This window comes from candidate division WOR-3 bacterium (genome assembly GCA_039802205.1).
Lineage (GTDB): Bacteria > Hydrothermota > Tepidihabitantia > SM23-42 > JAOAFX01 > JAOAFX01.
Map to the genome: position 1 here is coordinate 18,658 of JBDRWD010000019.1, position 18,987 is coordinate 37,644.

The following is an 18,987-nucleotide window of genomic DNA, read 5'->3' on the forward strand; positions in this document are numbered from 1 at the left end:
CCTAAAAATGTCAATACCATATTAAACCACCACCACCTTATTCCGACCAGAAAGTTTTCCTTCGTACATTGCCTTATCTGCCTTGCCAATCAATTCATCCCGGGTCAGGGCATCTTCAGGAAAAGTGGCAACCCCCAGGGTGACGGTGATATTGAAATATTTTCCCTCCTGCGCCGGAAATGGTTTTTCTTCAATCGCCTTTCTAATCCGTTCGGCAATGATCGCAGCGGTGGGCTTGTCGGCATCCGGAAGAATAATGATATATTCATCTCCGCCGTACCGAACTGCAATATCCCGTTCCCGAATCACACTCTTTGCCCTTTCCCCAATGAGTCTTAAAGTTTCACTTCCCACCAGATGTCCATAATTATCATCAACGAGTTTAAAGAAATCAACATCAAAGAAAATCAAAGAAATCTTCGCCTTGGTTTTCAGGCGCTGTTTGATCAATTCATCGAGCACCTGGTTGCAGTAACGAGTGTTGTATAACTTTGTGAGGTCATCAGTAATGGTGGTCTCTTCCATCTTCCGATACATCTGGGCATTGCGCAGGGCAATGGTCACATGCTGAACAAGATTCTCAAATATTGCGAGGTCATCCTTCGTGAAAGGTTCACCCCCAATTTTGTTAATCACTTCCACCACCCCAATTATCTCATCCCGGCTTTTCATCGGGACGCAGAGGATGGATTTGGTGGTAAATTTAGTCTGCTTATCGATGCCATCATAAAATCGTGAATCTTTGGTCACATCCTCTACAATTAATGATCTGCCTGTTCGGGCAACCCAGCCCGCGACACCCTGATTAATCTTCAACCTCATCCCGATCAATTTTTCACCCGCAGCCCCAGCAGCAGCCTCAAAAACCAGTTCCTGGCGTGCTTTATCAATGAGCAAAATTGACCAGCCCTCGGCTTTGATAAAATCGGCCGTCTTCTCCATGATTATCTTCAGGATCTCTTTGGGTTCGAGCGATGAGTTGATTGCCCGGACGATTTCATTTAAGGTTTCCATCTCCTTGATTTTCTTTTTGAGGGATTCGAGGGTCTTGATGTTAGAAAGATATTGTTTGCGGCGCACAACAGCCTTGGCAATCAATTTTTTAAAAGTACTAAAAGAATAAGGTGGTCTCATTATACCAATCGTATCTGGAACTACAATATTTTCATAGCGGAGGCTATCTTTTTGGGACAAAGTCAAAATGATTGGAATGTTTGCATTTATCCTGTCGAGAGTCTTTATCACCTTCCGGGCATGCGCGGGAACGACGAGGATATCTACTTGTTCTTTTTTTACTAACGACATTATTGCCGCCGCATTCTTCACGCATGCTACATCAAACTGGAGTTTTTTCAGGCATGCTAAAATTTTTTCTTTATCCCCAAGTTCTGGTTGATACACTAAAATTTTCATTGCAAGGGAATTATCTCATAGATTGGTTTAGATTTCAACTTATCCTCGTTATAGATTATTCCGTTTTCATCTAAAATAAAATTGCCCGATTTTAATTCGGTCAATGCCTTTTTCTTGTCCAGTTCTTCCAGAATATGGACACCTCGGGGGACGATGGATATCTTCAGTTCAGGATAACGGTAACCATGGGGCAACTTGCGCACATCGTTAAGGATGCGTAAATATTTCTCAAAAGATGACTCTTCAATAGGAAACTCAAAACATTCGGTATTGAGCATGAAGTTGGTAAAAGTCGGTAAATCGATGATGATCACAGAACGGCCGGGCTGGCGTTCCATGGAATAAAGGTGGGCATCAGCGAGGATCGGTCCCACAAGGTCCGGATCACCGTAGGAGTTTGCCGAAAGAACCACATCCTTTTCTGGTAAACCAGATGCGATACCGATTCCGATGCGAAAGAGACTTTTAAACTCCGGAGGCAATAAGGCATAGGTAACCCCATCTATCTCCATCGTCCGCTCCGCCACTGTCGCAAACCAGTCACGATAATGCACAAAATTGGCTTTGATAAACTCCTCAGCCTTGAGCACCATCTCCCGGGCACATAGAATTGCCCTCTTTGCAGCATCTAACGCCGGGATCAATTCCAGTTCGGTACCCGAAAATATCGAATAGCGCAGGTTGATCCCTTTACCGGTAGTGGATTCGGTGTAAAGATGGTTGTAAAGGCTATCGGAATTCTCTGCAAACCATATGATACCACCATCACCGGTATCTTTCAAAAGAAATCCACCGTATGCCCGACCCACTCCCGCCATCTCTTTGGCAAATTTGTACTTTATCCGCTGCTCTTTTAATGCATTATGCAATTTTATGCCCATATAAGATGAACCACGGATATCATAAACCAGCACCGTAATCGTTTTGCGATACTGCTCAAAATAATTTTTTACGACTTCCGGAATTGCATCATTGGCTTTGCGTGGGATTAAAATCTCCTTCCCTTCCAGCAGAAAGTAAGTAAGGTTGGCAATATCCTTGACTACCTTCTTTGATTCTTTCTCCGGTGGTGGCAAGACATTAACAATTTCATACAAACAATTGCTGATGTAAACCGGAATGAGTTCTTTTTTCATGAAAAGAAAGTAGGTATCCTTGACAGCATTGATATCCAGTTCCACCCCCAGCAAACCCTTTTTCTCAAATCTTGCCAGCAACGGTAAATCCCTGCTCTTCTGGCGGTGAAGTTCTTCAAAATGGGCGATCACATTCCGGGCAAAAATTTTCTCTTCCTGCGGAGTCAGGGGACCAAACTTTTGCGCAAAGATATATTCATCAAATATCTCCTCCAGCGATTTCTTCTTATCCAAAGTCCGCTGTTCAATCAGGGCTTTGACTGTTTCTTCCTCATATAATGACTTTTGCAATTCGCGTTTTCTTATTTCATAATCCTCCAGATGGGAGATGTTACCCAGAAACAATCTTATCATCCGTGAGAAAAGGTTGGAAGTCTTCTGGGTTATGATATTAAAATCCACACCCTTGCTAACCTGATTCTCAAGGATATCTTTCAATCCAGCATGGGTTTCGGAATTGAGTACCATAATCTGCTCTTTCAATCGCTCCTCATAGAGTTCAATGCTCTTTAATTCTTCAAGAATCCTTTCCCGGTCCCGCTGAAGCATTGCCCAGATTTTCTTAAAAACTTTCTGGAGGGAAGGTTCCGATAGATAATCAAGATAAACTTTTGGTATTTTCTCCAGGGCTTCGCTGAAGGTCTTAAATTTCATTCGCTCTAAGTCTGATAAAAAATTCGGGAGCAAGGACTCCAAACGAGTATTCAAAAAGGATTTGTGGATTATCAAGAAGATATCGCAGGACAAAGAATACTCTTTCAGTTCCGGAACGAAATCATAAAGAACCCGATAGGGTTTATTTTTATCTATTAATGAAATGAGCCCGGCTGGACACTTCTCTGTCAATCCCACAGGTATCGGGATATTAGTCTTTTTATGGGCTATATAGAGTGCCCATTCATAACCTTTATAAAGATTGATGGAACCACCAAGCCAGAGGTAGAACAAATCCAAATTCTCAAATAGCTTTATTATCTCGTTTGGGAACTCCAGTAGGGTAAGCCCTTCTTTAATATTTTGGATCAATCGTTGAAAGCGGGTTTTATCAATGTATCTTTCTTTAAGGGCTTTTAAATATTCACTCTCTTCTTCCAGATAGTTATGCAAACCGACGATATTGATATTCATTTCGGTCCCTCGTAAGATAGTTCAAAAAGAAATTTACCCCTTCCCCCTTTTCCATCCTTTATCTCACCAGTCTCGTCTATTGCAATATCATAAACTCCAAGGAGAATCCGCAAATTTCCGGGATGATATATCTCTTCCCCGATTTTGGAAATAAAAATCCGGTAAAAATCAACAATGAAGCCGCGGCGCGAAATTCTCTGATTTATCCAGTATTCCAGTTCTTGCTCGATATCGCTTGTCTCTGCAGTCAGTTTCACACCACTATCACTTAAAAAAGAAAATTTATCAACATTTAAAAGCAGATTAAAAACCGTAGCATCATCACAGATCACCGTCGATTTTTCTCGACTTTTGATTTTCGAATAAAAGTTGGATTCCCGGACCAACATTCCAGTGAGATCAAGTTCTCCGAAGGCATTCCGGTCAAGGTATACTTCTTTTGGGTACTCACCTGAGGCGATCCCTACCCCGATCTGGAATATCGACTGGTATGCTGGGGGCAGGGTAGCATAGGTAATACCTTCAAAATCAATTTTGCGGTCTTCTGCTTCTTTAAACCAATCCTTGTAATGCTCAATATTCTCCTGGACAAAATTTATTGACTCTTTCACCATCTCTAATCCACAGCGCACCGCATTGATGACACTGCCTGGCTGGGGAATTCTTGTTTTTTGGTTTCTGATCTCAAAAGTGTTGTGAGCGAAAAGGATGATACCGCCGTCACCGGTATCCTTTATTGGCAAACCTCCAAATTTTTCCACTACCCCCAGCATCGTCTCCTGGAAAAGATTTCTTATCTCATTCTCCTTTTCGGCATTCTGCAACTTGGTCCCCATAAATGTTGAACCACGAATGTCATAGGTGAGCACTGAAATTAAATTCCGATACCGATTCACACTCAATTCGGGTTTTGTTTCAACCCGGGGGGCGGTCTTTATCTCCTTCTCCACCAATGTAATATTGCCTTTTAAAGCCTCCTCGGCAAGATAGCGGACATTCTCATCAGAGGTGGTGCCGGTCACCCGGGGATAATAATCTACCAATTCCTCGATGAGCAATGTTTTCAAAAAGGGAACAAACAATTCTTTGATTACAGTATCAAAACGTCTCATGAGCTCGGCAGTATTATACCGCTCTTTCAGAAAACCCGGTAACCGTAATTCATTAAGCAGATTAGCATATTCTTTATTGCCTCTCAGTTCATTGCTGACCTCTTTGACTATATTCTGCAAGGTTTCCTCGTCTAAAGGTTTCTTTTCGCCGATGACGAAGAGTAAATAGGGATCCCACTCATTACGCATGATAAACTTATAAAAATCCGCGGTTTTCAATTTTAACAAAGCCTCAATCTCTACCTCCTGCTTTTGGTAATCCTGCAATTCAATCCGCAGGTGTCGGATATCATACCCGAGCGCGAGCAAATTTCGTTTCAATTTTTTTATTTCAGTCTCCAAACGTTCTTCAGTAGAAAAATTGCGGACGATATTTACCAATTCAGCACTCAATTCGGTGTTTAATTGGATAGCTTTATTCTCCAGTTCCTCAAGCTGTTTCTCAAGCAACGCTTTCTTCTTCTGCACCTCTTCGTATAACCCCTGGGCTGTACTCTGGATAGCAGCGATCACCTTAAAGGTGCTTTCTTCGTCCGGGAAGAAGAAATTGGCATTTAACAATTCAATGATTTTTTCGCGGGTCAAAGACTTGCCGAGAGTTTTGATATTTTTAATAATATCCTGCATCCCCTCGGTATAGCTGATATTCAGGAAGTTTTTAAGCAAGGCAGTGAATAAAGGTTCAGGTAATCCTTTTTTAAAAATCCAGCGTGCCATCATTCGGGTGATTTCTATCCTTGTTCCTCTCGGAAAAAGCGGAATTAATTCATAGGAATCGCATATCAATCTATCCTGGACCAGGACATTACGGGTGAGTGATCGTCGGATATAATTGAAAAGTTGGTTTACCACGATACCAACCCTTTCGGCAATGTAGGCTTTTTCCTCAAGGCTTCTTGCTGCGGTTTCGCGGGTGAGTGTATCCCGGAGCAATTTTCGATTAACAATTTCAAAGACAAAAATCCGGTAAGGATCAAGCTGGGTAAATTTTTTGTAGATCTCAAAGATTGTATTACTATAGCGTTCAAAAAACTCGTCCCATTTTCCGATCAATGATTCGTCATTTAAAAAATCCAAATAATTACTAACAAATTCCTCCTGCAGGGCAAAAATCTTTCGCCCCAAAAAGACGATTTCTTTACCTTCTTTATTTTCAAAATAGTTGAGAATCGGGTCATTTGAGATCTTCTTTAAAATCTGTAAATAGCGTTTGAAATTTAATGGATCCCGATAAGTTTTTTTCAACTTCTCATAATATGGTGATTGAGCGATAACTACTTCTTCAAACTCACTTCTTAGCATTGTAATACTCCATTGCCTGGAGATGTTCCCGATAGGTCTTAGAAAAATGATGATATCCGTCACCACGTGCCACGAAATAAAGATAGTCCACATCCGCAGGATTTAGCACTGCCTTGATGGAATTGATACCGGGCGAACAGATCGGTCCCGGGGGTAGTCCATTATTGAGATAGGTATTGTAGGGGGATGGTATTTTCAGGTCTTTTTCCCGGAGATAAGTAATCACGGTATCAGGATTTAGCAACTTAAATGCATAGATTACCGTCGCGCAGGATTCCAACGGACGATTTAATTTAAGGCGGTTAAGAAAAACCCGGGCGATGATTGGCCTTTCCTCATCGTGCTTCGCTTCTTTTTCCACCAAAGAGGCAAGGATTATTGTATTATGGAGGGATTCGATGGGTACAGGAGTAATATGTTTCAACTTCATTCTTAAATTCTCCAGCATCTTCTTTATCACCGTTGCTGGTTCGGAGTTTTCTTCAAAAGAGTAAGTATCCGGAAATAGATAGCCTTCCAGCGAAGGAAGATTGAAGCCCAGATTTTTTATAAAATTCCGGTCGTAGCACAATGTACAAAAATCCCTTTCGTTTGAAATCACATTCTTGGAATACAAAATCTGCGCGACTTCCGCCACAATCAATCCCTCAGGGATGGTCACTAAAATATCCGTCTGCCCGCCGCGGGTAAGTTTGTTTATTACATACAAGGGATTTTTATAAACGGACAACCGGTGTTTACCGGAGCGGAGGCGATTTTCTTTTTTTAGAACTTTCAGCCAGAAAAGAAATTCATAGGGATTAATGAGAATATGATTGCGGGACAAGATCGCAGCCACATCTCGGGCAGATGCATGTTTGGGGATTTCAACCGTCTGTTCTTTAAAATTAAAAGGCTGGAGCCAGCCGAGAAAAAGGACTAAAAAGAAAATGAAAATAAAAAAAGATTTTTTCATATCTCAACATTTGCTATTTACATTTCCTTTCCAACGAAGATACTCTTCCAGCATCAAGGAAGCTGCAATCCGGTCCAGATCTTTGCTTTTTATCCCATATTCCTTCAGAAAACCCTGGGCGAGTTTACTGGTATAACGTTCATCCCAGAATTGCACATCGATCGCCAAAACCTTTTTCAATTTTCTGGCAAATCGCTTTACCTCTTCCGACATTTCACTCGCACTCCCATCTGCCCGATGGGGATTACCGACCAAAATCAAACCCACATTATTTTCCGCGCAGAGACACTTAAGTCGTTGGATGAGTTCGCGTTCCGATTTATAAGAGATGGTAAGCAAAGGTTGGGCAATTATTCCAAGTGGATCGGTGAGTGCAATTCCGGCACGTTTTTTCCCATAATCAATCGCCATAATCTTCATCATCAAAATTATAACTAATTTTTTTTTATTGTCAACAATATTGACTTTTTATTGTGAATAACTATAATAGTCATCAAAAAGGGGGTAAAATGAAAAGGCTTCTGCCAATGCTCGCAATGTTACTGGTATACTGTGGTGGTCCGCAAAAACCAACTCCCAGCAGTGTCCAGTCTAAACCAGAAATCGCTCTGGAAATTTTAACAGAAAATGAAATCCAGAGATTCCTCAAGGTATTACCTACCTTTGTGGAAATTGTAAATAAAGAAGGTAAGGAATCCCTTCTCAATGTTAGTCCAGATGATGCCTTTACCACCCTCCAGGAGGTGGGTACCTTAAATAGACAAATGGCAGCCCTTGAGGCTAAATTGCGAGAAGCCGGCATGGGTTGGAATGAATTCTGGCCCACCTATGCCAAGACGATGCTCGCCTACGCCGCAATTATTTACGATTCAATGAAAGCCGAACTCCAGAAAAGCGAAACTGAAATTAAAACTCAGATAGCAGAAATTGAAAGGATGTTAAAGGACCCAAATGTGCCGGAGGCCCAGAAAGAAATATTTCGTCAGTCCCTTGAGGCGTATAAGAAGAACAAGGAGATTCATGCCGAGGTAGATACATTCTATGCAAAGGTTCCGACCGCTAATAAACAAATTGTGAGAAAGTATTTTCTGACGCTCACCAATATTTTGAAACAAGACTAATCATGATGTTTTAAAACCTTCAAAAGCATTAAAGCATTTGTATCATTGGGGTTGAAAAGGAGATATTCTTCAAGAGTTTTTAATACCGAAGCAGTATCATTGAGATCCAGGTAGGTATCTATCAGTCCGCTGTAAGCCGAAGGATTGCGGGGATTAATCCGCCGGGCTTCATGGAAATATTTTATTGCCCGTGGATAATCCTGGTTCATCCGGAAGGATTCACCAATCTGAGCAAATAGTTGTGCATCTTTTTTATCAATGCGCTGGAAATAGGCATCTGCCGAATCTGGTAATCGCAACTGATTGAAAAGCATACCCAGGTTGTAGTAAAGCTTCCAACTTTCTTTGCCCAACGATCCCAGTAACAGACTCAGCCGCCAGGCCCTGAGTGTCGCTTCAAAATCGCCCTGATTCCGGAAGAGGAATCCTAAGTAAATAAGGGCAATTCCGTAGTTGTAGTATAGATTTAAAGTATTTTCATCCTTTATTACTTCATAGCCAAAAAACTCACCTTCGTTTTTTCTTTTCTCAAAATCGTAAAGAATTTGTGCCAGGACTGGATAACTTTGAGGTGCAAAAAACCCGGTGTAGCGATAGACACGATAAAATAATTCACAGGTCTTTTCGAGATCAATATGCTGAGGGAAGGGAATGCTATCACCGGTTACCCTATAGACAATTCCTTCAATCTTTAAATAAGGTTCAAAACCAGCATAGTCATTATAATCAACCGTCGAGGAGAAGTAAATCGGACGTTTACCTTGGTAGTTTTTTAAAAATTTCTGGGCAAAATCTTGATTTTTTATTAAATAATCCTGGGGATGTAAATTCCTTCCTCCATTTGTCGCCAGGATATTACGAATCATTATATCTTTCACATACATAACTTTTTTATCCTCGGAAATAAAATAACCCTGGTCACAGATTGCCTCGATGGTCCGCTCATCAAAACTTATCGGCACTCCCCATGATTTCAACTGCCGAATATACCAGTCGGTGTTGAGAAGTGAAAGATTCGCGACAATGACATCGCGTCTTATGCCCAGAACTTCTTGCACAAACCACAATGGGAATGTATCATTATCACCGTTGGTAAAAAGCACCGCATCTGGTGCACAGGACATCAGTAGATTATAACCATAATCGCGCGGAATAAAATTTTTATATCGGCTATTTAATGAATAATTGAAAAAGGCGGGCAAAAGGGTATAGAGTAAGAAAAGAGTTATGAGAACATTTTGGATTTTATAATTTTTTATCCGCTCCAAAAAAGCGGCAATACCCAAAGCAACGAGCAATCCCATATAGAGAAAACTGGTATGAAAGAAATAGTCACGCTCCCGGACTTCTCGGGGTTGATGATGGGGATTGGGGTCTGAAGGCGAGAATTTTAGATTCAGATAACCCACGATGCCAATCGAAACAAAGAAAATTATCAAGGCGAGGAAGATGAATAGTTTTCGTTCTTTTTGGAACAGTGTTATTATGCCATTTATTATTAAAAGATAGAAGATACCCAGGAGCAACAATCTAAGGACACCATTTAAATACTCTGGTGCAATCTGCCATGAGAGATAACGGAAGTATAAGGCAATTTGATGGTAAATACCCTCAAATAGATTTGCCCCCCGAACCTGGGTCTGACGGGGCAATATCTTCTGCATACCATACTGAGAACGGTGGAGAACACCAAAAAAAGCCGAGGGGCTTCTTCCGGGTTCGTTCATGTTTATGCGTGGTGCAATATTTTCACCGTTGAGATACCTCTCTGTAATTTTTTCATTCCGATAGCATTCTGTTAGCACTTTGGACCTCATCGGAAGATATAATTCCGTGCTCACTCCAGCAATGATGAGAAATATACCACCCCAGAAGAATACCCAATTCTCTCTTGTTGTATGAGGAATTGATGAAAGCACAATCCCGACTCCAAGGCTCAAAATCAGTATCACTGCAGCTGGAATTAAAAGATTATCCGGCAGTAAAAACAGATAAGCAAATAATACCACCTGAAATATACCCAGTAGCAGGAAAAGTCGGTCCTTCAGAAACTTCCGATTGACTGTATATACAAAAATATAGGTAGGAATTACCAGCAAAAATGGCACAAGATGAATGCCGGTAGCCAGAAAGATAAGATAAAAGGCCAAAAGGAGATAACGATTTTCTGGTTGATTCTTTTTGATACTCTCATACCATAGGATGACGAGATAATTTATCAATAAAAAGAAAAAACTTGCCGGGGCATAGACTTCGGTCTCCACCGCGTTCCACCATATTGAGAAATAAAATGGCATTCCTAAACAGGCGACAAATGCCGACCAGATTTGGATTTTATTCAACCCTGATTTGCTTACACTATATATCTTTAATATTATCCGATAGACAAGATAAATCGATCCCAGGGAAAAGAAAATTGCCAGCAGATTCATATGCCAGCCCACTTCTCTGGAGATAGGTAGAATCCTGGAGAAAAGTGCCATTAACATTATCCATACCCTGCCCAGAACTACATAAAACGGGGTTCCCGGCGGATGGGGTATGGCAAGGGTATAAGCAGAGGTTATAAATTCTCCACAATCCCAGAAGGATAAAGTGGGAGCAACAGTAAATAGATAAAAGAGCCCAGCGGTGAGGGAGATAAACAAAATCAGTATATTTTCTAATTGGAAAAACCGAATCTTATCTCCTCTCCCTATTCTTTTAAGAAAACCGCCTATAGTACCCTGCACGCTAAATTATTCAATTACTGACTTAAAAAATCCAATCTCTTTAGTTCTCGCTTAAGATGTTGATAGGTCTTTTCTAAAGCTTCGGATATCACTTTTGTATCACCGAGCACCGGCATAAAATTGGTATCACCCATGAAACGCGGCACGAGATGGTAATGAAGATGATCAACCAGTCCGGCACCCGCAACCTTTCCCTGGTTTACGCCAATATTAAACCCTTCGGGATGCATCAGTTTATTTAGTGCCATTATTGCCCGCGTGAGGAGACGATGAATGGTGATTATCTCCTCGTCATTTAGCATTTCTACATGTCCGATGTGCCGGATAGGTGCAATGAGCAGATGCCCATTATTATAGGGATAGCGGTTCATGATGATGAAACCAAATTCCCATCTTTCGAGTATCAAAACCTGTTCGGGATCTTTATTATTTAATGCTCGACAGAGAAAACATTCCTTGCCCGGATTTTTGATATACTCCATGCGCCAAGGTGCCCAGAGTCTTTCCATTTAACCGATCCGGTAATTATTTAATTCTTCGTCTTTTATTGGAGCGACCTTGACTTTACCCGTTTTTCTCTTCTCTTTGTACCAGACTTCAACTTGGGGTTCGGTTTTTTTGTCGCTGTATCGGGCGACGATCTGGGCGGATAATTTGATAAAATCCCTATTACCCAAAAGCAATCCATAAGGACTACCGGTATCCGGCACATATAACAGATACTGTGCCAGGGACATAAACTTTTTAAGCTTTTCGTTCTCTTCTTCCTCCCGACCCACTACCAGCTTCGCCTCCGGTCCCAGCCGAAAATGGCGTCCGATCTTTAATAATGCGATATCTTCCGGAGCGATCTTCTCCTGATAACGCATCAAATCTGCCAGGCGGCGGGAAAAGCCAGGATCAGTCAAAAGACAACCACCACTGGGCGTCTGGAATTCCGTTATATTCATCTGCTCAGCGAGAGTAAGGGCGGGCCGTCGGGAACGCCCTTGAATCTTTAACAGTTTTTCCCGTTTGATCCATCCTTTCTTCTCCGGAAGAGTCTCAGGCAAAAGCCCGCCGCTCAAGGGGCGAACCACCAATCCTTCTAATTCTGCCTTCTTAGCAACCAGATTGAGCATCTCCATCCGCTGGGAAAAAGGTCGCTGATCCAGAACTTCACCGGTCACAACAAAATCTGCCTTCACTTCTTTCATATACTCCTTTGCTTTCTTCAACATCAAGATTCGACAATCAACACAGGGATTGAGATTTTCTCCGAAGCCATATTTGGGGGACCGGATGATTTCGATCAACTCCTTCGTAATATCAATTATTTTCAATTTTGCTATTTTGGGTAATTCCCGGCCTGGCAGAAATTCGTGGGTCAGGTGGAGTGGATAAACAGTAATCCCCCATGATTTAACCAGTTCCAGTGCTAGTGTTGAATCCAGTCCGCCCGAATATAGAACCACTGCTTTTGCCATACTAACCTCCTAATTCTTTTAACATGTTAAGTGCCGAGGTATCGGTCGGATTGATCATCAACCATTGTCTTATTACCTTTTTCGCCGAGGTTGTATCATGCATATCAAGATATGTAGCAAGGAGCGCCATATAACCCTGGGCATTGCGGGGTTGGGCAGTGACGACCGACTGGAAATATTCAAGTGCCTTCTCATACCGCCCCAGAGAACGATACACCATGCCCAAGCGCATCAGATTCGCTGGATCATTGGTTTTCACCTGGGCAAACATCGCATCCGCCGAATCCAGCATACCGATCTGCGCATAAAGAAGTCCAAGATTATATGCGAAAGGAAAGCGCTGGGCAGGTTCAAAAATCATCGCAAAACGCCAGGCATTTATCGTCCCTGTAACATCGCCTTTGGCTTGTAACGCCAGTCCTAAACCGAATAATCCGGCAGCATAATTGGTGTAAAGCCGGTCGGTATTTTCATCCCTTGCTACGTAATAATCAGGGAATTCACCCTGTTTCTTTCTTTCAGTAAAATTATCCAAGATTTGAGCAAGAAATGGATAATGTTCCGGCTTAAAGAGTCCGGTGTAACGAAAGCGCCGGAAAAAATAGTCTTGGGTTTTTTCAATATCCACATTGTAAGTCATATCCATACTATCGCTGGTCACCCGATAGACCAGCCCTTCCAGTCTTAAATAAGGGTCAAGCCCTTTATAATTTTCGGGAGAAACGGTGGAGGCAAAATAGATGGGCCTTTTCTCTTTATAACTCTTCATATATTTTCGGGCGAACTCATCAAGGGGGATGAAATAATCCCGGTCTTTCAGTTCGATACCGGCATTGGTTGCAATGATATGCCGGATCATTATATCCTTAACATATATTATCCGGCGGTCTGGCGTCATCTGGGGTGTTAATCGGTTTATGGTATGCTCACTGAAAGTAATTGGTGCTCCCCAGTATTTCAAATGCCGGATATACCAATCAGTATTGATGAGCGAAAGATTGGCGACGATGACATCCCTTCTATAACCTAACACTTCCTGGGCAAACCATAATGGAAATGTATCATTATCCCCATTGGTGAAAACAATGGCATTTTTATCACAAGAAGTGAGCATATTGATGCCATAATCCTTGGGGATAAAATTTCCGTAGCGGTTGTTCAAAGGTAAATTGGTGAAGAAAGGGATTATGCCAAAGACAATGATACCTGCATAAGCACCTGTTTGGGCATAACGGTTATTCTTCGTCTCTTTTTTCAACCATTCTACAAAGGCATAAAAGCCCAAACCGATCAAAAGACCAAAATAGACATCCGAGGTATGAAAGAAATAATCACGCTCGCGGACTTCTCGTTCCTGATGTTTGGGATTAGCATCGCTTGGAGAAAATCGTAAATTCAAATAGCCTACCATCGCAAAGGTAAGCATGAAGAATATCAGCATCATAAAAATAAACAATTTTCTTTCGCGCTTAAACAATTCCACCATCCCCCATATACCCATAAAATAAAAGATGGTAAGAAGGATCGCCCGCAAAAATCTGTTCAAACTCTCGGGTGCAATCTGCCAGGAAAGATACCGGATAAATAATGCCATCTGCCAGAAATAACCTTCAATCAGGCTGTAGCCGGTTTTTTCCTGGGTTTTACGGGGCAAAAGATACTGGGGTCCATATTGCCGCCGGTGCAGAGCATCGTCAAAGGCTTTAAAACTCGCACCCGGTTCACATTCATTTATCCGGGGTGCAATATTCTCACCTTTCAGGTATCTTTCCTGAACGGCTTTATCTTTGTATAACTCAGTCAGCTTTTTTGACCTTATTGGTAGATATAATTCTGAGGAGACACCAATTATTACCAGCATAATGCCTGACCAGAAAAAGGCCGAGTGGGCATACTTCTTCGGGTTATTCAGAGGCAGAATGATGCCCAAAAGAATGATGAACAAGAGCAGGATGATTGAAGGGGTATAAAGATTTTCGGGTGCAATGAAGAGAAGGAAGAAAAGAATTATCTGAAAAAAACCAAACAGCAATAAAAGCCAGTCTTTTAAGTAGCGTCGATCTACGACAAAAATGAAGACATATATCGGTAAAAAGGCAAGAAATGGAGTGAGATGAATACCGGTGGTGAGAAATATCAAATAAAAGGAGAGCAATAGGTAATTATTCTTCGGTTGCCCATTTTTAACACTCTCATACCAGAGCAAGACGATATAATTTGCCAGCAAAAAAACGAAGGTTGATGCTCCATAAACCTCGGTCTCAATCGCGTTCTCCCAGACCGTATAAAAGAAACTGACTAAAAGGGTTGTGCCAAACGCCACCAAAAGTTGAGTGAGGTTTTTTTCGTTCCTAGACCAAAATCTGAATATCTTCAACAAAATACGATAGAAAAGAAATACTGATAATAAGGTAAAGGTTACGGCGATGAGATTCATATGCCAGGCGACCTCTTTAGAAAAGATGCTGGCAACTGAACCCACCAGCATCAACCAGACCCGGCCGATGACCACATACAGCGGTGTGCCCGGTGGATGGGGAATCCCCAAAGTATAGGAACAGGCGATAAATTCGCCACAGTCCCAGAAAGAAACCGTCGGTGCCATCGTATATAAATAAACGCCACCGGTAAAAATTAAAATAATAAAAAGGAGTAATCTCTCCAGTTTATCAAGGTCCATAAAACCTCCAGCCTTCAATGATAATCAAAAATGCCCTTCTGTCAAGTAGCGGAGAAATTCCGCTTCCGAGATGAATTTTAATTCTTTGTATATTTGGATTTGCCTTGAAAACCCTTACTGATCTGCCAATTGAAACTGGTACAACCGCCAGAACCATCCTTTTTTTCTGAGCAATTGTCCGGGCGGTCCTTCTTCTACGACCTTACCTTTATCAAGCAGATAGATATAATCACAATTTGCAAGAACAGCCAGACGGTGTGAAACTATGATGATAGTCTTTCCCAGAATTTTAAAAATCCGGTGCATGAGTTTTTTCTCAGTCTCTGCATCAAGGTTGCTGGTTGCATCATCAAGAATCAGGATTGGGGTTTCGTTTAACAGCGCCCGGGCAATCGCCAGCCGTTGTTTTTCACCGCCTGATAGCCTTAACCCACGCTCCCCAATCAATTCATCAAAACCTTTTGGGAGATTTTTAATAAACTCAGTCAACTGACAGATTTCAATAACGCTCTCTATTTTTTCCTTTGGAATATCTCTCCCCCAGGTTAGATTATTGGATATGGTATCCGAAAATAGCACAGGTTCCTGAGAGACATAGGAAAACAAAGCACGATACTTCTTCAAATCAAGTTGTGTGATAGGATAACCATTTAATTTGATTTGCCCTTCCATAGGTTCGGCTAACCGGAGCAGGAGTTTCAACAGCGTGGTTTTGCCTGAACCCACCCTTCCTGCGATTCCTATCTTCTTGCCCGCGGGGATGAGAATATTGATATCTCGTAACACATGAGGTGAATCTTCTTTATACGCAAAACCCAAATGTTCGGTACGGATTGTGCTAAAACTAAAATCTGTTCTCGTTCCCGTCTCCTGCACCTCTGGTGGATAGTTCTTTATCTCTTCAATCCGCTTTACCTGGACTTCGGCACGCTTTTTTATCACAAAAAAGTTCGCAATATCAATCATGGGATGGAGTAGGGTTAAAATATAAGCCATAAAGGCAATGAGGCCTCCCACGGTGATTACATGTTTAATAACCAGTATTCCTCCACATAATAAAACGAGCACGATAGCGATCTCTTCTACTGAGACAAACATATTCTGCAGCAAAGACTCCATCCGGAAGACTTTTTTTGCCGAATCAATTCTTCTTTGTAGTAATTTTTTGAACACCGCTTCATTCTGTGCCTCCAGATTGTACGCCTTGATGATACGGATACCGGAGAAGTTCGATTGGAGATCGCTATGTATCAGAGAAATCACCTCCCGCAAGTTTTTAAAATATTGGTAGAGTTTTGGTGAAAAATATTGATAACCAAAAATGATAAGGGACATGGGAAGAACAGCGATAAGCATGAGCCGCCATTCAATCCGGCACAGAAAATAGATTGCAAAGGTGATGGTGAATATTCCTTCTAAAGGGCGGAAAATCCCGGAACAAGCAAACCAAGATAATTCCCCTAGGTCTAAATCTATCCTTTCCAATACATCACCTGCCGGGAATGCATTTAAAAACCTGTGCCCCTGTTTGATGATTCTCCGGAAGACATTATTCCGTTCCTGGAGGTTAAAAATTTCATTGGTTCGACCCCGGCTATAGGGAAGGAAGACTCCAGCAACAGAACGGAGTAAGCCAATGATACTCAAAATCACAATGCTATTTAACAATCGTGTGGGACTAAAAGCTGATTGGATACCATCTATGATATCTTTTAACAGATAAGGAAATAATAAAACGAGAAATGTATAACAACCAGTAAAGAGGACTAAAAAGAGAAAACGCGCCGGACGTTGTCGCCAGAAGTTAATAATTGTTTTCATCACTCAATCCTTTGGTCCAGATACTGGAGTTGATAAAAATGGCAGTAAAACCCTTTTTTCTTTAAAAGTTCGCCATGACTGCCTTCCTCCACCAATCTTCCCTGATGGATAACCAAGATCCGATCAGCCAGTCGGGTAGTGGTGAGCCGGTGGGCAATGATTATCGCCGTCCGCTGCTGCAGAAGTTCTTTGAGTCCTTCTTGAATGATCTTTTCGCTTTGCGGGTCTACCGCCGAGGTTGCCTCGTCCAGGACGATTATCTCCGGATCAAAAATCAATGCCCGGGCAAAGGATAATAATTGACGTTCACCAAAGGAAAGATTTATCCCTTGTTCAATGATATCAGTCTCATAGCCCTGGGGTAGTTGCAATATCTTTTCATGGATCCCGAGCCTCTTTGCTGCTTCTAAAACTTTTTCTGGTGGGATCTCTTTATGAAAAAGACGGAGATTATCCAAGACGGTGCCGGGAAAAAGGACTACATCCTGGGGGACAAAGCCAATGCGCCGGCGTAAGGAGTAGCGATTTATTTTTCTGAGATTTATATCATCAATCAAAATCTCTCCATGAATGGGTTGATAATACTTCAACAAAAGGAAAACAATTGAAGTCTTGCCCCCGCCGGTCGCACCCACCAATGCGATTCTTTCGCCTTTCTTTATCTCAAAATTTAGATCTTTCAATACCCAATCTTCGTCTTCGTAAGAGAAGCGCACATCTTTGAATTTTATCCCTTTCTCCAATTTTTCAAAAATGCATTCTTCGATTTTATCTTCATATTCCGAAGGTAATCTTAGAATATGGAAAATCCTCTCGGCCGCAGCAAAAGAACGCTCAATGAGGTTAATCTGGTCCGAGAGACCGCGCAAAGGACCAAAAAATCTCGTAAGATAATTGACGAATAAAAAGAGGGTACCGATGGTTATTGCACCTTTCAATGCCCATAGTCCCCCTATCCCCAGGATCAAAATGATACCCACTATCTCACCCAGGTCCACCAGAAACCAAATCCGATACCAGTAGAGCATCGATTTCATCTCCAGGTCAAATTTCTCCTGACCCAGATTGTTGATCTTTGTTAGAAAATTATCTTCCTGCCGAAAACTCTGGACTACTGGTAAGGCACGGAGGGTCTCCATGACAAAACTATTTATCTCGGCGATCTTTTTACGGAGTTTGAGATAAACCGGTCGGACATGTTTCCCAAACCACCAAAAGGCATAAAGAAAGACAGGGAAAAGGATTAAAATCAATAAGTATAATCTAAAATGTACTATCATCATGATAATGGACATGCCTAAAAGTAATATCACATCCTGTGCCAGCACTACTGCGGTAGAAGAGAATAGATTCTTCAGTGTCTCCGCATCTCCTTCTACTCGGGTGATCAATCTACCTACCGGATTTTTATCAAAGAAAACAACGGGTAAGGTGAGAACATGTTTGAATAAATCAAATTTTAAATCGGCTATTGCCCGTTCACCGATCATCGCTATCTCTATCTGCTGCAAATAGCGAATTAAAATAATCGCTCCTTGAATGACCAGGTAGCCCAAGGCAATCACCACAAGCCCCTTAACATTACCCTGAGGAATCTCATAATCAATCACCCTTTTAATCAAAACCGGACCGATGAGCGCAAGCAGGGTGGAAATGAGCAGGAGTAAAATTGCAATGATTATCTTTTTGATATATGGCTTGAAATAAGGAACAAACTTCTGGATTAAACGGATATCCCTCCGCGCTCTATCTTCATCCTCTAATGTCGGTTCTTCCTCGTGCCACCACATCTCAATTTTTTATTATCCACAAAATCCCTAATGCGTCAAGGATGTATCCAGCTGAGTCCTCTCCGCTTTTTCTCAAATTATTTTTATGCGCTTGATTATTAGATGCAGCCGCACAGGGTGTAAAATACCCTAAGATTTAAAAACATTTATCCGCAGGCTAAAGCCTGCGCCTACCATTTTACCGGTTACCACCCAAGAATTTCAGGTTGGCATTTTTTATTTATGCAAGGCTAAAGCCTTGCCCTACGAGAAGGGATCAATCAAAACCTTGTCCGAGACTGAAATTATGGGATGCCCGCACCTATTTGCCCATAGATTTTATTGTCACTAA

Annotated in this window: 12 protein-coding genes; 1 reads left to right on the forward strand and 11 read right to left on the reverse strand. The window is 41.7% G+C overall.

Annotated elements, in window-relative coordinates:
* Positions 1–21 precede the first annotated feature (21 nt).
* Genes ABIL39_05740 through ruvX form a run of 5 tightly spaced genes read right to left on the reverse strand, consistent with a single transcriptional unit; the run spans position 22 to position 7,466 of the window.
* Positions 22–1,413: a sensor domain-containing diguanylate cyclase gene (locus ABIL39_05740; GenBank protein MEO0165620.1), complete on the reverse strand. Its 1,392-nt coding sequence runs from the start codon at positions 1,411–1,413 to the stop codon at positions 22–24.
* Positions 1,410–3,677 carry a hypothetical protein gene (locus ABIL39_05745; GenBank protein MEO0165621.1) on the reverse strand — a complete coding sequence of 756 codons (2,268 nt, stop codon included), beginning with the start codon at positions 3,675–3,677 and terminating at the stop codon, positions 1,410–1,412. The genes ABIL39_05740 and ABIL39_05745 overlap by 4 nt, the downstream gene beginning before the upstream one ends.
* A complete protein-coding gene (locus ABIL39_05750; GenBank protein MEO0165622.1) occupies positions 3,674–6,091 on the reverse strand; it encodes a hypothetical protein in 2,418 nt (805 codons plus the stop codon). Before ABIL39_05750 ends, ABIL39_05745 begins: the two co-directional genes overlap by 4 nt.
* Positions 6,078–7,046 carry an endolytic transglycosylase MltG gene (mltG, locus tag ABIL39_05755; GenBank protein MEO0165623.1) on the reverse strand — a complete coding sequence of 323 codons (969 nt, stop codon included), beginning with the start codon at positions 7,044–7,046 and terminating at the stop codon, positions 6,078–6,080. The genes ABIL39_05750 and mltG overlap by 14 nt, the downstream gene beginning before the upstream one ends.
* A gap of 3 nt (positions 7,047–7,049) precedes the next feature.
* On the reverse strand, positions 7,050–7,466 hold the full coding sequence (gene ruvX / locus ABIL39_05760; protein MEO0165624.1) for a Holliday junction resolvase RuvX: 417 nt from the start codon (positions 7,464–7,466) through the stop codon (positions 7,050–7,052).
* A gap of 89 nt (positions 7,467–7,555) precedes the next feature.
* Here ruvX and ABIL39_05765 point away from each other — a divergent pair, with 89 nt between their 5' ends.
* On the forward strand, positions 7,556–8,167 hold the full coding sequence (locus tag ABIL39_05765; GenBank protein MEO0165625.1) for a hypothetical protein: 612 nt from the start codon (positions 7,556–7,558) through the stop codon (positions 8,165–8,167).
* Here ABIL39_05765 and ABIL39_05770 read toward each other — a convergent pair.
* From ABIL39_05770 to ABIL39_05795, 6 genes are all read right to left on the reverse strand, one after another.
* Positions 8,164–10,815, reverse strand: coding sequence for a DUF2723 domain-containing protein (locus tag ABIL39_05770; protein ID MEO0165626.1), 2,652 nt, complete (start codon positions 10,813–10,815; stop codon positions 8,164–8,166). The two genes, ABIL39_05765 and ABIL39_05770, sit on opposite strands and share 4 nt — an antisense overlap.
* A gap of 98 nt (positions 10,816–10,913) precedes the next feature.
* Positions 10,914–11,408, reverse strand: a complete 495-nt coding sequence (locus ABIL39_05775; protein MEO0165627.1) for an HIT domain-containing protein — start codon at positions 11,406–11,408, stop codon at positions 10,914–10,916.
* The gene (locus tag ABIL39_05780) at positions 11,409–12,365 is read right to left on the reverse strand and encodes a tRNA 4-thiouridine(8) synthase ThiI (protein ID MEO0165628.1); all 957 of its coding nucleotides are present in this window, start codon (positions 12,363–12,365) and stop codon (positions 11,409–11,411) included. It lies immediately after the preceding gene.
* Position 12,366: 1 nt separating this feature from the next.
* Positions 12,367–15,045, reverse strand: coding sequence for a DUF2723 domain-containing protein (locus ABIL39_05785; GenBank protein MEO0165629.1), 2,679 nt, complete (start codon positions 15,043–15,045; stop codon positions 12,367–12,369).
* A gap of 114 nt (positions 15,046–15,159) precedes the next feature.
* The gene (locus ABIL39_05790) at positions 15,160–16,866 is read right to left on the reverse strand and encodes an ABC transporter ATP-binding protein (protein MEO0165630.1); all 1,707 of its coding nucleotides are present in this window, start codon (positions 16,864–16,866) and stop codon (positions 15,160–15,162) included.
* Entirely contained in the window at positions 16,866–18,656 is a 1,791-nt protein-coding gene (locus ABIL39_05795) for an ABC transporter ATP-binding protein (protein MEO0165631.1), read from the reverse strand. Before ABIL39_05795 ends, ABIL39_05790 begins: the two co-directional genes overlap by 1 nt.
* Positions 18,657–18,987 lie beyond the last annotated feature (331 nt).